This window comes from Actinoplanes sp. NPDC051405, from assembly GCF_055586185.1.
Map to the genome: position 1 here is coordinate 230,399 of NZ_JBVJIR010000009.1, position 16,005 is coordinate 246,403.

11 protein-coding genes are annotated in these 16,005 nt (G+C 68.3%); 3 read left to right on the forward strand and 8 right to left on the reverse strand.

The annotated features are described in order from the left end of the window. Nucleotides 1-2,399 precede the first annotated feature (2,399 nt). The 8 genes from ACZ6S4_RS21020 to rpmH form a co-directional block, all read right to left on the reverse strand. Nucleotides 2,400-3,476 carry a ParB/RepB/Spo0J family partition protein gene (locus ACZ6S4_RS21020; protein ID WP_465476551.1) on the reverse strand — a complete coding sequence of 359 codons (1,077 nt, stop codon included), beginning with the start codon at nt 3,474-3,476 and terminating at the stop codon, nt 2,400-2,402. Further along, nucleotides 3,473-4,738, reverse strand: a complete 1,266-nt coding sequence (locus ACZ6S4_RS21025; RefSeq protein ID WP_433732400.1) for a ParA family protein — start codon at nt 4,736-4,738, stop codon at nt 3,473-3,475. Before ACZ6S4_RS21025 ends, ACZ6S4_RS21020 begins: the two co-directional genes overlap by 4 nt. Before the next feature lie 831 nt (nt 4,739-5,569). Further along, nucleotides 5,570-6,397 carry a 16S rRNA (guanine(527)-N(7))-methyltransferase RsmG gene (gene rsmG, locus ACZ6S4_RS21030; RefSeq protein WP_465476552.1) on the reverse strand — a complete coding sequence of 276 codons (828 nt, stop codon included), beginning with the start codon at nt 6,395-6,397 and terminating at the stop codon, nt 5,570-5,572. A 6-nt stretch (nt 6,398-6,403) separates the two neighbouring features. After that, complete coding sequence (locus tag ACZ6S4_RS21035; protein ID WP_360546674.1) at nt 6,404-6,979, reverse strand: Jag family protein; 576 nt, start codon at nt 6,977-6,979, stop codon at nt 6,404-6,406. A gap of 161 nt (nt 6,980-7,140) precedes the next feature. Beyond that, nucleotides 7,141-8,184 (reverse strand): membrane protein insertase YidC, encoded by a 1,044-nt coding sequence (yidC, locus tag ACZ6S4_RS21040; RefSeq protein WP_465476553.1) that lies wholly within the window; start codon nt 8,182-8,184, stop codon nt 7,141-7,143. 1 nt (nt 8,185) lies between these two features. Then, nucleotides 8,186-8,455, reverse strand: a complete 270-nt coding sequence (yidD, locus tag ACZ6S4_RS21045) for a membrane protein insertion efficiency factor YidD (RefSeq protein ID WP_360546678.1) — start codon at nt 8,453-8,455, stop codon at nt 8,186-8,188. Beyond that, a complete protein-coding gene (gene rnpA / locus ACZ6S4_RS21050; protein WP_360814991.1) occupies nt 8,452-8,808 on the reverse strand; it encodes a ribonuclease P protein component in 357 nt (118 codons plus the stop codon). The genes yidD and rnpA overlap by 4 nt, the downstream gene beginning before the upstream one ends. Nucleotides 8,809-8,842: 34 nt before the next feature. After that, nucleotides 8,843-8,980, reverse strand: a complete 138-nt coding sequence (gene rpmH / locus ACZ6S4_RS21055; RefSeq protein WP_125812322.1) for a 50S ribosomal protein L34 — start codon at nt 8,978-8,980, stop codon at nt 8,843-8,845. A gap of 612 nt (nt 8,981-9,592) precedes the next feature. Here rpmH and dnaA point away from each other — a divergent pair. From dnaA to gnd, 3 genes are all read left to right on the forward strand, one after another. Next, a complete protein-coding gene (dnaA, locus tag ACZ6S4_RS21060) occupies nt 9,593-11,569 on the forward strand; it encodes a chromosomal replication initiator protein DnaA (RefSeq protein ID WP_465476554.1) in 1,977 nt (658 codons plus the stop codon). Between the two features lie 2,328 nt (nt 11,570-13,897). Beyond that, nucleotides 13,898-15,031, forward strand: a complete 1,134-nt coding sequence (dnaN, locus tag ACZ6S4_RS21065; protein ID WP_465476555.1) for a DNA polymerase III subunit beta — start codon at nt 13,898-13,900, stop codon at nt 15,029-15,031. Nucleotides 15,032-15,068: 37 nt separating this feature from the next. Then, on the forward strand, nt 15,069-15,941 hold the full coding sequence (gnd, locus tag ACZ6S4_RS21070) for a phosphogluconate dehydrogenase (NAD(+)-dependent, decarboxylating) (protein ID WP_465476556.1): 873 nt from the start codon (nt 15,069-15,071) through the stop codon (nt 15,939-15,941). The last annotated feature ends 64 nt before the right edge of the window (nt 15,942-16,005 follow it).

Genomic DNA, 16,005 nt, shown 5'->3' on the forward strand with positions numbered 1-16,005 from the left:
CGAGAGAGCGTGACAGAAGGCTGTTTCACGTGAAACTAGCGACCTCGTGTCAGACGGAGGCAGCCTGACTTGATCGCCAGGCTCAGAACCACCGGCCCAGCTCCAACGTCCCGAGGACAGTAGTTCGGCCACCAAAGCCGGACCGAAATATGGCGCCCATGCTTAACCCAGATCCTTGGCCCAAGGTGTTGGTCCTGAACGCCTCGCCACAATGCACGAAAGCCCGGTACCACGGAGATCTTGCTGAGCAGCTGCAGGGGCGGAGCTCTGCCCGTGTGGAAGCAACGTCATGAGCCAGATGAGGCTCGTCCCACTGGCTCCCGGCATAGCTCACCTACGGGCCGGCCCGCAAGCAGAGGCGAGTCTGAAGACATGACACATGGTTTCTCGTAAAACCGTTGCACCGAGCTCTTCTTGTTCCACAGCGCAAGAGGGCGCCAGCGCCGGGACCCGGGACGCGGACCCGCCGTGTGCCGCTTCCAGGCCCACTGGCGACCCGAGTAGAAACAAGCCAAGGCCGTCACCATATTGTCGAAGCGTCCATCAGCAAGGACCTCAACGGTCGCCAGAGGCCCACCGCGGTAATCGCCGGTTACGGACGGCCGCACCGAGCTGCCAAGTGAGGACGAGCCTCTAACGGAGCTCCGAGACGACCCCGCTGCTCTGGAACACCGCTCAGTCATCCGCGGTGACGCCCCAGCCTCACCTGCCGGCCGCGACTGGCCAGCTAACCAGTCATCGCCGGCCCAGCGGCGCTGGCTTGTCGAGCACATACCTCGGCGGCTCTCATCAACCAGAGCACTGCACCCATCAGCTCAGCAATCGGCTTAACCCACGAGCTCAAACACGAGCGCTTTCGATCTGGTCAGAGCCGCCGAGGCCACCAGATTGCTTGAGCCGTCGCGTGCCGCCGCTGAGGCCGAAGCACGACACGAGCCGGCTCTCAACGTAGGGCCAGGCTACGAGAATCTGACTTGTCAGGTCGCCAGCGACTAGTTGCCGCCTTCATTGCCCTCGAAGCGCCTCCGCCGTTTCACGTGAAACTGACCAGGGATCAACAGGCCGAAGAATCGGCAAGGCACTCGCGCCAAGCGGAACAGACCCGGGCTTCCCTGACGAAGTACACGCTGCGAGTCCTGCTCACCGGGGTGCGCCTCATGCGGACCGACCCTTGCGCTCCTCGGCCAAGGGCATGGCCTTCGGTCCTTGACCCCGTCTCAACTAAAGGCCTCGAAGATTCCGACCTCGTCAGAACGGACGACGGGCACGCCACAGCCGAAGTCGCGGCAGCGACCACAAGCCAGCTCCTACCGCTTCAACTCGATCGAGGCCGACGCCTTCCTTGTCAGACAATGCGCGAGACCCGGGCACAACGAGATTCTCTGCCATCAGCAGCCTCAAGCTATGCATCGGAACGCACGCTTCCACTCTTCACACCGCGGACGGCCAGAGCCGATGAGCGTCGGACCGGCGAGCACCCTGACATGCCAGCGCTCCTCACCTCCAGCCGCCCACTGACGCAACCAACTCAGGCATCCCCTCGGAGCACACACCGTTGCGGATGGAAGCCGTGCTTCGCCACGAAGACCGAGGCCGCGGGTTGCTCGCGTCCGGTGCGGCAGACCCAGAGGCGAGCAGTGGTGGAAAGGGAAACGACCGACTGAAGCCAACGCGCTGTCGCTGAAAATCAGGCCCCTAGCTAACCGTCCGGCTCAGTCACCGGCCGGCCGCGACTCGGCCCACAAGCTCAAACCAGATCACCACGAAGCACCCAGCACCAGCACCAGGCACATGGACCGACTCATGACCGAAGCCTCAATCAAACGCCGTTGGCAACAGACCGATCAGGATGGCCAACCCTCGCCACGCCTCCGCGGATGGGCCGCACTCAACAAGCCCCATCTGATCGGCGTTGAGGATCAGTCCCTGATGCGAACTAGAGCACGACGCTCCCGGCGACCGGGTGGACAGTGATGCCCTTGGGACGAGCTGGCCGAAATTGCCCGTGCCGCAGAAAGCCGCAGTCCTCGCCACCATGGACGTCCTCGTGGGCGCTGCCACGGAAGTCGACGAGAACAGCCGCCCAAAGCACGCAGCCGTCGAAACATGAGCCGGAGTCATGATCAAGCCAGAACTAAGTCCAATACCGAAGCGCCAACCCCAAAACAGGGCGAATTGGGCGTCAGATTTCGCCCATCTCGAAGATCCACCCTCGCCAGAAACCTCAGGAGAATGGCTCTGACAGAACCGACTCCGACCTCGAAGACGGTCCCAAACTCACCCACTGTGACGAACCGGCTCCACCAGAGCCAGGACATGAAGAAGGCACGTGATCCGCCAAAATCACGTGCCTTGCATTCCACAACCCATCCCCGCCACCCAGCCGTGGCGGCAAACGATCAGTCAGACTCGGCGCCTTCTTCTTCCACGCCGATCATCCCCACGATCCGCTCCAGGTCATCAACCGTCGCGAACTCGATCGTGATCTTGCCCTTGTTCCGGCCGATGTCGACCTTCACCCGAGTGTCGAACCGGTCCGACAACCGGTCGGCCAGATCGTTCAGCGCCGGCGCATGCACCTTCGCCCGCCGCGTCGGTGCCGACTTCTTCGCCGGCCCATCCGCGATCGCCAGCGACACCAGCTCCTCGGTCGCGCGTACCGAAAGCCCTTCCGCCACGATGCGAAGCGCCAACTGCTCCTGCGTGTCGGAGTCCTCGAGCCCGAGCAACGCCCGAGCATGTCCCGCGGACAGCACCCCAGCCGCGACCCGTCGCTGCACCGGCGCCGGCAGGTTCAACAGCCTTATGGTGTTCGATATCTGCGGCCGGCTCCGACCGATGCGCCGGGCCAGCTCCTCGTGCGTAGCGCCGAACTCTTCGAGCAGCTGCTGGTACGCCGCCGCCTCTTCGAGCGGGTTCAGGTTCGCCCGGTGGATGTTCTCCAGCAGAGCATCCCGCAGCATCGCATCATCGCGAGTGTCGCGGATGATCGCGGGAATCGTCTCCTTGCCGACGGCCTGGGCGGCACGCCAGCGCCGCTCACCCATGACGAGCTCATACCGGCCGCCGCCGATGTCCCGTACCACGATCGGCTGCAGGAAGCCGACCTCCTGGATGGAGGTCTTCAGCTCCTCGAGCGCTTCCTCATCAAAAACGTGCCGCGGCTGCTTCGCGTTGGGCTCGATCGCAGTAACCGGCAGCTCCGCGAAGCGGGCGCCCGGCACCGGAGCGAGACCACCGTCGTCCTCGGCAACCGGCACGGAAGCGGGCGGCGCAGCCGGCGCGGTGAACTGCGGCGGCGCAGTCACCTCAGCGACAGGCGGCGCCGAAGTCGGCGCCGGGGTCGGATCCGGAACAGCAGCCGGGGGAGGAGGCGGCGGCTCCTCGGTCGTCGTCGTGCCACCGGTCGCCGGGGGAGCGGTGGGAATCAATGCGCCGAGGCCACGCCCCAGGCCGCCCCGTGGACGGTTCTTCATGCCGCGCCTCCCGTGTTGACCCCGCGCATCGCGATTTCCAGAGCTGCCTCGAAGTAGCTCGTGGCGCCCCGCGAACCCGGATCGTAGGTCATCACGGACTGGCCGTAGCTCGGAGCCTCCGACACGCGGACGTTGCGCGGAATCACGGCCTCGAGCACCTTCGAGCCGAAGTGGTTCCGCACGTCCTGCTCGACCGCGTCCGCCAGGCGGGTGCGGCGGTCGTACATCGTCAGCAGGATGGTGGAGACGTCGAGCGTCGGGTTGAGGTGCTGGCGCACCAGGTTGATGTTGTTGATGAGCTGGTTCAGGCCCTCCAGCGCGTAGTACTCGCACTGGATCGGGATGAGCACTTCCTGCGCCGCGCAGAGCGCGTTGACCGTCAGCAGGCCGAGCGACGGCGGGCAGTCGATGAAGACGTAGTCGAACTTCTCCGGGTGTCCGGCGATCGCGCGCTGCAGCCGCGACTCGCGCGCCACCACGGACACGAGCTCGATCTCGGCGCCGGCCAGGTCGATCGTGGCCGGGACGCAGTACAGATTCGGGATGCCCTCGACCGACTGCGCCACCTCCGCGAGCGGCACGTTGTCGATCAGGCAGTCGTAGACGTCGGGCACGCCGGCGTGGTGGGGGACGTTGAGGCCGGTGGAGGCGTTGCCCTGGGGGTCGAGGTCGACCACCAGCACGCGATTGCCGTGCAGCGCCAGCGCGACCGCGAGGTTCACCGTCGTGGTCGTCTTGCCGACGCCACCCTTCTGGTTCGCGACGCAGAGCACCCGCGGATGGTCGGGGCGCGGCATGTGAATCTCGCCGCTCGGGTTGAGGATCTGCACAGCTCGCAACGCTTCCATGGCGAGGGGCGGATCGTCCTCATCCCGGTCCGGCGTTTCACGTGAAACATGCTCGTCTGCCGCCGCGCCGTCCGCAGACGGCTGCGTCGCCACGGCTGCCGGAGCGGCCGGTGCCGCAGAGACAGGAGCTGACGACGGTACGGTCGCAGAACCCGAAACAGGCGCAGACGACGGCCCCGACCGTGGCGCCGGAGCAGGACGTCGAGGCTCCGACGCGCTGACCTCGGGCTCAGTCACCGGGGTGCCGTACACCTGCCCGCCGTTCCCTGCACGTGGTTGCGGCACGCCTTGCTCCCCACTGTCGAAGCTCACACTCAAGCTTCCGCTTCGATCCGAGCCGGCGTGTGGATCGGTTTCACGTGAAACACGGTCCCAGCCTGGGGCACCGTCCGGGCCCCTGCCATACTCATGCACCGTTTTGTCCCTGCCTGCTTGGATTGGGTCGGCACCGCGAGCGTGCGGTCCGGCAGGAAGCGGCGGGGCGTCTGGCGCTCCCACCGTCCGGTCCACACTATCGACGCGCGGCCAGCCTACGGCCGCCGGGCGAGCGTCGCCACGGTTGTCCGCCTGATGAGTTGATCCCAACAACCCGTCGGACGCCTCGAAGACCATGAATCCGGGCACCAACCGCATCTTGACCCTGTCGCCGGCGGGCCCAGCACCATTCTCGTCCAGTGCGGACGCCTCTATTACACCGCGTCCGTCCCCGGAGTGTGGTCCCCCAAGCGAGCGCACATAGTCCACCGACGGTCCCACGTGGGGCTCATCCAGAGCGCTTTGGCCAGATCTTGAATCGCCTCCCGGTCCGGGCGCAGAAGAGACTCCACCCGCAGGGCCACGACCGGACGAGGATGCGGTGACCGGGTCGCGGTTGTCGCCGCGGCGCGGGCCGGGCGGGGCGTCACCAGGGAGAGCATCGGCCTCCGAAGCCGCGCCTGGACCAGAGGAAGAACCAGAACCCGCCGAGGAGTAGCCGGGTAGGGAAGTGGCCGCGCCAGCACTGGCAACAGATGCAGTAGAGGCGTGCCGGCCCGGGGACGAGCCCGACCCAGGACCAGCACCCGAAACAACGTCAGCACTTCCTGAAGGGCGTCCGGCCGAAGCCACATCAACTCTTCGAGGAAGACCAGCCGCCGGATCAGCCTCAGCAGCCGAAACAGAACCCGCAACAGGCCGGCCCGTATCCGGGCCTCGCTGGGGTCGTGGGAGCTTTCCCGTTCGTTTCCGCACGCCCCGCCTGGCCATCTATCCCCTCCGCGATCTCCTTTTCCCGGAGCCGCGCCCACCGGCGGAGCGGCCCGGGTCGGCCGCCCTTCCGGACGGCCTCGGCCTTGGTGCCACGACGGCCCGCTCCCGCACGATCTCGACGACCGTGGTCGGCGGATCGATCAGTCCGGCTCCGCAGAGCCGGACGACCGGGTCGCCGCCACCGAGCCGGGTGATCGCCTCGTGGTGCTCTGCCACCTCCTCGGCGGCCGAGGCGCCCTTGAGCGCCAGGAGCCGGCCGCCGACGGCGGCGAGGGGCAGGCACCAACCGGCGAGCCGGTCCAGTGGCGCGACCGCGCGTGCGGTGACGATGTCGGCGGCGGCGGGGGGCCCACCGGCGACGTCCTCAGCGCGGCCCCGGACGACTGTGACGGTCGTGGCGAGGCCGAGTGCGGTCACCGCTTCGGACAGGAAAGCGGTTCGTCGTGCCAATGGCTCGACCAGCGTGATCGTGAGATCCGGCCTAGCCACTGCCAGCACGATACCGGGCAAACCGGCACCAGACCCGACGTCGGTCACTGAAGCACCTAACGGGATCATCTCGGACATAACGGCACAGTTGATCAAGTGCCGTTCCCAGACCCGCGGGGCCTCGCGGGGTCCGATCAGACCCCGCACGACGCCGTCGGTGATCAGGAGTTCGGCATAGCGGGTAGCCAGGGGGAGCCGGTCACCGAAGGCGCGCTCGGCCGCAGCGGAGAAGGCCGGCGGAACGACAGGGGTGACATCGGTGGGGGCAGACGACGACGGCCCGGGCACCACAGCGCCCGGGCCGTTGTCACCCGCGCCGGAGCGAGGGTCGGTCATGTCAGCTCAGTCAGCCGGTCGAACCACGATGCGGCGGCTGGGCTCGACGCCCTCCGACTCGCTCTGCACGCCGGGGATAGCGTTGACCACGTCGTGCACGCACTTGCGCTCGAAGGCCGACATCGGCTCCAGGCGTACGGGATCGCCGTGCTCTTTGACCTTTTCGACCGCGTTGCGGGCGACCGCCGTCAGTTCCTTGCGCCGCGTCGCCCGGTAGCCGCCGATGTCCAGCAGCAGCCGGCTCGGCGAGCCGGTGGCCCGGAAGATCGCCAGGCGGGTGAGCTCCTGCAGCGCCTCGAGCGTCGCGCCGCGCTGGCCCACGAGGGGCTGCAGCCGGCCGCCGACGACCTCGACCATCGGGCGGCCCGCCGACACGAGCTCGTCGATGTCACCGTCGTAGTCGAGGATGTCGAGCAGGCCCTCCACGTAGTCGGCGGCGATCTCGCTCTGCCGGAACAGATCGGAGTCCGAGGTGACGGTCTCCGACTTCTTGGTCTCCTCGGTACCGGCGGACTCCGCGGCAGTGGCGGAAGCGGTCTCCTCGGTGGACTGCTCTGCGCTGGGAGTGCTGGTGTCGGTCACGGTCTCATCTCCGTACTCACTCGGGCCGGACCTGCTCGGTCCGCTGTTTCCCGCACCGGTGCCGCCTGGGAACGATCAGGTCGACGCCGGCGCGAGGAGGTCTTTGTCGCCGCCCCGGCAGGGCCGCGCGCGGCCCGGGCGTCGCCCGGGCCGCGGCTGCGTCATCCCTGTGGTTTGTTCGCGGGTCGCGCGCCCTTCTTGGGGTTCACCGGCTTGGCGCCGGGCTTCGGCGCGAGGGCCTTGGTGTCGACGACCGGGGTCGTCGGCTCCGGCTGGGCGGCCGGCTTGCGGCCGAACAGGCCACCGGTACGGCCACTCTGCACCGGGTTCTGCGGGCCCTTGGCGCCGGACTTGGCGCTGGTCGCACCGGCCGGACGGGCGGACGACGACGGGGTCTTGCCGTTGGCCATCGGCGGCGGCGGGAACTTGCGGAGCACCCACTGCTGCTGGGCGAGGCTGAAGAGGTTGTTCGTGACCCAGTAGATGACCACGCCGATGGGGAACAGCGAGCCGGAGACGAGCAGCGACAGCGGGATGCCGTACAGCATCAGGCGCTGGATCATCTTCTGCTGCGGGTCCTCGGCCCAGCCGGTCTTGAGAATCATCTGGCGGCTGGTGAGGTACGTCGTCGCCATCATGATGAGGACCAGGACGGCGGCGATGATCTTGACCACGGTGCCGTTGGTCGCGCCGAGCCGGGTCAGGTCTTCCGCGGAGGAGCCGAACTGAGCCGGCAGGGGCGCGGTGAACAGCGCCGAGTGGGTGGCCTCACGGAACTGCTCGGCGGTCCAGCCGTACAGGGTGGGCTGGCCGTTTTCCGGGTTGAGCCGGCGCAGCACGTGGAACAGGCCCAGGAAGACGGGGATCTGCAGGAACATCGGGAGGCAGCCCATGAGCGGGTTGGCCTTCTCGACCTTGTACAGCTCCATCATTTCTTTCTGGAGCGTCTCCCGGTCGCCCTTGTGCTTCTCCTGCAGCTGCTTGACCTTGGGCTGCAGCGCCTGCATGGCGCGCTGGGACTTGATCTGCTTGACGAAGACGGGGAAGAGGATCACCCGCAGCGTCACGACCAGGAAGACGATCGACAGGATCCAGGACCAGTTGGTGCCCAGCACCCTGCCGTCGGAGACGCCGATCGCGTCCCAGAGGTCATGCCAGCGAAGAAGGATCCACGAGATCGCGATGTAGATCCAGTCGAGACTCAATTCATGCTCCAGTCACATCAGCAGGACGGTGACGGATCGGGTCAGGCACCGGATCGAACCCGCCAGGGTGGAAGGGGTGGCAGCGCAACAGCCGCCAGATCGCCAGGGCGGTCCCTCGGGAAGCGCCGTGCACCGCGATTGCCTCCTGGGCGTACGCGCTGCACGAGGGGTAGAACCGACAGCGGGCCGGCAGTGCCGGGCTCAGGTAACGACGGTACGCGACGATCCCCCACGTCAGCACCCGGGCGACCGGCCCGCGTGGCGTGCTCATCGCCGCCGCCGGGGTGACCGGGCCGCGGCCAGGGCGGCATCGAGGTCGGTGCCCAGCGTCTCGAAGGACGCCGACGCCGAGGCGGGCAGTGCGCGAACCACCAGCAGAGTGCCGTCCGGAAGATCGGCGAGACGGGGCCGGACCAGGTGCCGCAGCCGCCGGCGGACCTTGTTACGGGTCACCGCGTTGCCCACGGACTTGGACACGACAAAGCCGGCGCGCGCCGTGGAGGCTTGCGCCGGCTCATCGATAAGAAGGTGGACGACCACCGTGCTGCGCCCGGCCCTGCGCCCACCGCGAACCGCTGCGGCGAAGTCAGTGCTGCGCCTCAGTCGTTGCGCCGCGGCCAGCACGACTACCTGGACATCCGGCCGGACCAGCGTCGGCTCAGGCCGACAGCTTGTCGCGGCCCTTGGCGCGGCGGGTGGAGAGGATGGCGCGGCCGGCACGGGTACGCATGCGCAGCCGGAAACCGTGGGTCTTCGCACGACGGCGGTTGTTCGGCTGGTAAGTGCGCTTGCTCACGTCAAAACTCCGTCTTCGTAGGGCACCCACGAGACCGTAGGCGTCCAGGGGGCATCAAAGCTGCAAGACGCCACTTTAGCAGAGCGCGGCGGAGCAACCGCCCGACCCTACGCAGCACCCCTGGGGTGGTCAACCATCGCCGGGTCGGCACGCCGACAGATCACTTCCCGGTACGGGGGCTTCGTCACGCACGCTGGTCCGTCTGCGCACGGAGTGAATCTTTTCGTGCCAGGTCTGCCCCGGGGTGGGTACCGGCGGTTGATGCGGGTGCCGCCGCGCTGTTAGCGTGCCCGTTTGCTGGTCTGCAGCGCTGACGCGTCGAGTCGGCCAAAACCGGACGAGCCGGTTAATCGTTCGCCAGGTGAGCCTGTTTTCCCGCGCCAGCACAGGCTCCGGGGGAGTCCGCCGACCAACCGGCCGGGGAGCGACCGCCGACGAGTGCACAGGTTGTGGATAACCTGTGGACAGCCGGTGGCGCCGTACGTGTTCAGCACGTTGGATGTGCTGGGTTGGGGGTAGCCGGTCCGTGGCCCGTACGGGTGACGACTGGCAAGGGCGGCGGAAGCCGGACAAGGCCACCGGGAGACCGGTGGCGATGGGGGTGGCGCGGCGGTGGCCGATACGGTCGACCTTGGCGGGGTGTGGACCGCTGCGACGGACGAGCTGGCGGACGAGATCGCGTCCGCTCAGCAGCGTGCGTACCTGCGGCTCACCCGGCTGCGCGCCATAGTCGAGGACACCGCGCTGCTGTCCGTGCCGGACACGTACACCCGGGATGTGATCGAGTCGCGGCTGCGGCTGGCGATCACCGAGGCCCTGTCGCGCCGGCTCGGCCGGCCGATCCAGGTGGCTGTGACGGTCCGCCCGCCCGAGGACGGCACCGGCCGCCCGGGCACGGTCTACGGCACGCCGCCTCCCGAGCCGCCGACGCAACCGCCCGCGCACTACGCGGATCAGCAGCAGCACTATGCCGACCAGCAGCAGCAGCCGCCGCGCTACGCGGAGCAGCAGCCGCCGGCGTACCCGGACCGCTATCCACAGCCGCCGTCCTTCGGTCACCAGGACAACTACGATCAGGGCTACGAGAAGTCGTACGAGCAGAGCTACGAGTCGGCCGACGGACCGACCGGTTCCGCCCAGGCGCCGTTCCCGCGCGCCGTCCCGTCGGCCCGCGACTCCCGTGACGGCCAGGACGCCCTGTTCGCCGCGCCGCTGCCGATGCCGGTGCGCCCGGCGGAAGGCCCGAAGACGGCCGCGGAGGACCAGCAGGAGAAGCAGGCCCAGACCCGTACGGAAGCAGAGCCGCAGCGTCGCGAGGCCCCGCGCCAGATGCCGCACTTCGCCGAGGCGCCGAACGAGTCCACCGGCCGCCGGATCGCCACCGATTCAGCTCAGCTGCGCGACAACCAGCGCCGCCCGGACGAGCGCCCGACGATGCACGCCCAGGACCGCCGCGACGACACCCTGCAGATAAGGCAGCACAGCGGCGACAACGGCCCGGGCCGCGCCCCGATGGACATGCGCGGCCAGGACCGCGACCGTCGGCCGGGCGGCAACGACGGCAACCGGCTTAACCCGAAATACATGTTCGAGACGTTCGTCATCGGCTCGTCGAACAGATTCGCCCACGCGGCGTCGGTCGCGGTCGCCGAGTCCCCAGCCAAGGCATACAACCCGCTGTTCATCTACGGCAGTTCCGGGCTGGGCAAAACGCACCTGCTGCACGCGATCGGCCACTACGCGACGACACTCGGCCACGCCCGCTCGGTGCGCTACGTCTCCACCGAGGAATTCACCAACGACTTCATCAACTCCCTGCGCGACGACAAGACACAGGCCTTCCAGCGCCGCTACCGCGACGTCGACATCCTGCTGATCGACGACATCCAGTTCCTGGAGAACCGCGAGCGCACCCAGGAAGAGTTCTTCCACACGTTCAACACGCTGCACAACGCGAACAAGCAGATCGTGATCAGCTCGGACCGCTCCCCACGCCAGCTGGCCACCCTCGAAGACCGGATGCGCACCCGCTTCGAATGGGGCCTGCTCGCGGACATCCAGCCGCCGGACCTGGAAACCCGCATCGCGATCCTGCAGAAGAAAGCCGCGCAGGAACGCATGTACGCCCCGGACGACGTCCTGGAATTCATCGCCTCCCGCGTCTCGAACTCGATCCGCGAACTCGAGGGTGCCCTCATCCGGGTGACCGCATTCGCCAGCCTGACCAGGTCGTCGGTCCAGCTCTCGCTGGCCGAGGAGGTCCTGCGCGACTTCATGCCCGACGGCGCCGGCCCGGAAATCACGGCCGACCAGATCATGGTGTCCACGGCGGACTACTTCGGCGTGAGCCTGGAAGACCTCCGCGGCCACTCGAGGTCGCGGGTGCTGGTCAACGCCCGCCAGGTAGCGATGTACCTCTGCCGCGAACTGACAGAGCTGTCGCTGCCAAGAATCGGCCAGGCCTTCGGCGGCCGCGACCACACCACGGTGATGCACGCGGACCGAAAAATTCGCCAGCACATGGCCGAGCGGCGATCCCTCTACAACCAGATCGCCGAGCTGACCAACCGCATCAAACAAAACACCTAAACCTTTTCCGGTACGCGCAGCGGCACCCCCAACCGCAACACCGGCTCAAGCGACCACAGCAATCAGCCAGGACCACCTCAAGCCCGGCGATCCCCCGCCGGGCTGACCCGCCACCGACCCCGACGGCTGTCCACATAGCTGCCGGGTTACCGCCGGTCGTGCGACATCTCCGTCAGGCGGCGGCCAGGTCTTCGCTGAGGGGGATGGTCCGGCGTCTTGACGAGATCGCTGATCGCCTCTGGCGGGCGAAGCGGAATCGTTCCGCGGTCACCGGTTGCCCCGACCGCGCGGATGTAGGGCTCCGCGCCGGCAGTCCTTCAACTCAGCCGAGTCGAGACTCTCCTACCGCCAGGTGAAGCCCTCCACTCCGCCGAGCGAGCAGCTCATCACGCCGGACTCGATCTCCTCACCGTCGAGTGACGCCTTTGGGACGAAGGACAGAGGTCCCGTCGACCGCTGGCGAAGCCCTTCCTACGAGATCTCGTCCACCGTCGGGCGAAGCCCGGACCTGCCCGGGTCACCCAGATCCGGTCGGCTCGTCCCGTCGCCTCGTCCGAACGACCTCGTCCCGAACGACCTGGTCCCGGACGGCCTGGTCCCGGGGGAACGTTCCCACCAGAGCCGTGAGGTCGGCGAGATCCGGGCCAGCTCGGCCTCGTCCGAGCGACGTAGTCCCGGACGGCCTGGTGCGAGCGATCTGATCCGGGCGAGCTGATCCCAGAGGTCCTCATCCGCACGGCCTGGTCCCGGACGACCTGGTCCGGTTCGCCACGTTCGATCGCCTAGTGCAGGCGCCCCAGCCTGGTCGGCCGAGCCCGGTCGCCCAGCCCCTTCGGCCCAGCCCCGTCGGCCAGCCAGGTTGCCCCAGCCCAGTTGCCCCAGCCCGGTTGGCCGAGCCCGGTCGGCCGAGCCCGGTCGCCCAGCCCCTTCGGCCCAGCCCCGTCGGCCAGCCAGGTTGCCCCAGCCCAGTTGCCCCAGCCCGGTTGCCCCAGCCCGGTTGCCCCAGCCCGGTTGCCCCAGCCCGGTCGGCCCAGCCCGGTCGGCCCAGCCCGGTCGGCCCAGCCCGGTCGGCCCAGCCCAGTCGGCCCAGCCCAGTCGGCCCAGCCCAGTCGGCCCAGCCCAGTCGGCCCAGCCCAGTCGGCCCAGCCCAGTCGGCCCAGCCCGGTCGGCCCAGCCCGGTCGGCCCAGCCCGGTCGCCCCAGCCCGGGCCTTACCTACGAAGATCCCGTCAGCCGCCGGCGGAGCCCCGTGCCACGACCGAGGATCAACGGATCCTCCGATCGACGCTCCTCGCGCCACGAGCCGAATCCGCCCACCGACTCGATCTACATCAGGATTGAGGTTGCCTCATCCCCGCCGACGAAGGCGGTCAGCCGGCCGAGAGCAGCCAGACCCCGGTGGCGTGAAACCCGCCGCCTCTCCAGCCGACGACCCTGGTATCGCGCGGCAGAGGCCGTCACCCCCAGCAAAGAGGCCCAGCCGCACCCCGCTGAGACCCCAGCCGCGCTCCAACGGAGGACTGACTGCCCCCAACGGACGCCTGACCCCGCCCCGCGGTCGCCTGACCGCGCCCCCGCGGAGGCCTCCTCGGCCCGCGGAGGACTCGCCCGGCCCCCACCGAACCCCTGACACCACCCGACCGCGGCGTTGGATCGGCCGACTTATCCCCACCCCGTTCGTGTCAACGCCGCGACGAGACGGGATCGTGCCAACGTTATCCACAGCAGTTCACAGGCGTTCACAGGAAGTTATCCCCAACGGTGGAAAACCTTCGGGGCCGTACCCCACAGATGTGGATGGGGCCTGGGGAAATCGATGTGGACAGACACGCACCGTCACGGTTGTCCCCACAGGCTGTGGACGCGTGTGGATTTCCTGTTGAAGGTTCTGGGGACGACGAGCCGGTAGCGTTCCGGCGTTATCCCCAGGCCTGGGCACAAACCCGGTGGATAACCGGTGGACAGACGGTGGACAACGGTGGACAACCGGAGTCGGGTCGACGACTGTGGACGCAGACCGGGGTTTGTACCCTGGTTTCCCACATGTGAATCACCGGTGGATAACCCGCTGACCTGCGCAGACGGGAGTTCTCCACACTTTGCACAGGACCGACGAAGACGACTATGTCTTCTCCAGGGAAATCCAAAAAGCAATCATCAGCGTTGGGGAAGGTGTGGATGAGCCGCTCGGCGGTCCGAACCATCCCTGACTTACCCACAGCACCGGGGTCGGACGCATGCTGCGCCGACCCGCGCCATAGAGTTCAGTGGGCGCCATCAGCACATCCGATGCTGGTTCGTCGAGAAAGAGTGACGCGGAGGGCATGGCATGAAGTTCCGGGTGGAGCGAGACGCACTCGCCGACGCTGTGGCGTGGACGGCGAAGAGCCTGCCGAGCCGCCCGTCGGTGCCGGTGCTCGCCGGCGTCATGTTGCGGGTGACCGACGGCAGGTTGCACGTCTCCGGCTTCGACTACGAGGTCTCCAGTCAGGTGAGCGTGGAGGTGCAGGCCGACGCCGACGGCGCCGCCCTGGTCTCCGGCCGGCTGCTGGCTGAGATCACCAAGGCACTGCCGAACAAGCCGGCGGACATCGCCGCTGTCGGTGCGCATCTCGAGCTCGTCTGCGGCAGTGCGCGCTTCACACTGCCGACGATGCCGGTCGAGGACTATCCGACCCTGCCGGACATGCCGTCCAGCGCCGGCACGGTCGACGCGCAGACGTTCGCCTCGGCCGTCCAGCAGGTCGCCATCGCGGCCGGCCGCGACGAGACGCTGCCGATGATGACCGGTGTGCGGATCGAGCTGAACGGCACGTCGATGGCGATGCTGGCCACCGACCGCTACCGGCTCGCCATGCGTGAGCTCCAGTGGAGCCCCGACGACCCCGACATCAGCCTCAACGCGCTCGTCCCGGCGAAGACGCTGAACGACACCGCCAAGACGATGGGCCCGCTCGGCGGCGACGTCATCCTGGCCCTGGCGCAGGGCAACGCCGGCGAGGGCATGATCGGCTTCGCGGGCGGCACCCGGCGCACGACCAGCCGGCTGCTCGACGGCGCCAACTACCCGCCGGTCCGCTCGCTCTTCCCGGCCAGCCACAACGCCGAGGCCCGGGTCAGCGTCGCCTCGCTGGTCGAGGTGGTCCGCCGGGTCGCCCTGGTCGCCGAGCGCACCACCCCGGTGCTGCTCAGCTTCGGCGAGGACGGCCTGGTCGTCGAGGCCGGCGGCACGGAGGAGGCCCGGGCCAGCGAGGCCATGGAGGCCACCTTCACCGGCGAGCCATTGACCATCGGCTTCAACCCGCAGTACCTGATCGACGGATTGCAGAACCTGGGCGCCCAGACCGCCGTACTCTCGTTCGTCGACGCGTTCAAGCCCGCTGTGATCTCCCCCGCAGCCGAAGACGGCGAAATCGTGCCGGGTTACCGCTATCTGATCATGCCGATCCGGGTAACCCGCTGATACTGGGCGGAAGAACCACTCATCTAGGGGGAACACCATGCAGCTCGGCCTTGTCGGTCTCGGCCGGATGGGCGGCAACATGCGCGGGCGGATCCGCTCCGCCGGGCACGAAGTCGTCGGCTACGACCGCAACCCGGACATCTCCGATGTCGCCAGCATCGCCGAAATGGTCGAGAAGCTCGCCGCGCCGCGGGTGGTCTGGACGATGGTGCCGGCCGGTCACATCACCGAGAGCACGATCGACGAACTGGGCGGGCTGCTGTCCGCCGGGGACATCATCATCGACGGCGGGAACTCCAAGTTCACCGACGACCAGCCGCGGGCGGACCGGCTCGCGCCCAAGGGCATCGGCTACATGGACTGCGGCGTCTCCGGCGGCATCTGGGGCAACCAGAACGGCTATGCGCTGATGGTGGGCGGCTCCGAGGAGAACGTCGCCACCTGCATGCCGATCTTCGAGGCCCTCAAGCCCGCCGGCCCGTACGGCTTCGTGCACGCCGGCCCGGTCGGCGCCGGCCATTACACCAAGATGGTCCACAACGGCATCGAGTACGGCATGATGCAGGCCCTGGCCGAGGGCTGGGAGCTGCTCGAGGCCTCCGAGTACGTGGACAACGTGCCCGGCGCGATCAAGAGCTGGCGCGAGGGCAGCGTCGTCAAGTCCTGGCTGCTCGACCTGCTCGACCGGGCCCTGGACGGCGACCCCGAGCTGGCCAAGCTCAAGGGCTACGCCGAGGACACCGGTGAGGGCCGGTGGACCGTCGACGAGGCGGTCCGGCTGGCCGTTCCGCTGCACGTCATCGCCGCTTCGCTGTTCACCCGCTTCGAGTCGCGGCAGATCGACTCGCCCGCCATGAAGGCCGTCGCCGCGCTGCGTCAGCAGTTCGGTGGCCACGCCGTCGTCGGCTGAGCGGTCCAGGCGGCCTCGCCGCACTGCAAAGGAGCTGAGCGGTCCAGGCGGCTTCGCCGCACTG

Bases quoted from the DNA above. Each gene is read 5' to 3' on its own strand.
- dnaN (WP_465476555.1), top strand. From the start codon at position 13,898: ATGAAGTTCCGGGTGGAGCGAGACGCACTCGCCGACGCTGTGGCGTGG.
- rsmG (WP_465476552.1), bottom strand. From the start codon at position 6,397: ATGACCGACCCTCGCTCCGGCGCGGGTGACAACGGCCCGGGCGCTGTG.
- gnd (WP_465476556.1), top strand. From the start codon at position 15,069: ATGCAGCTCGGCCTTGTCGGTCTCGGCCGGATGGGCGGCAACATGCGC.
- ACZ6S4_RS21020 (WP_465476551.1), bottom strand. From the start codon at position 3,476: ATGAAGAACCGTCCACGGGGCGGCCTGGGGCGTGGCCTCGGCGCATTG.
- yidD (WP_360546678.1), bottom strand. From the start codon at position 8,455: ATGAGCACGCCACGCGGGCCGGTCGCCCGGGTGCTGACGTGGGGGATC.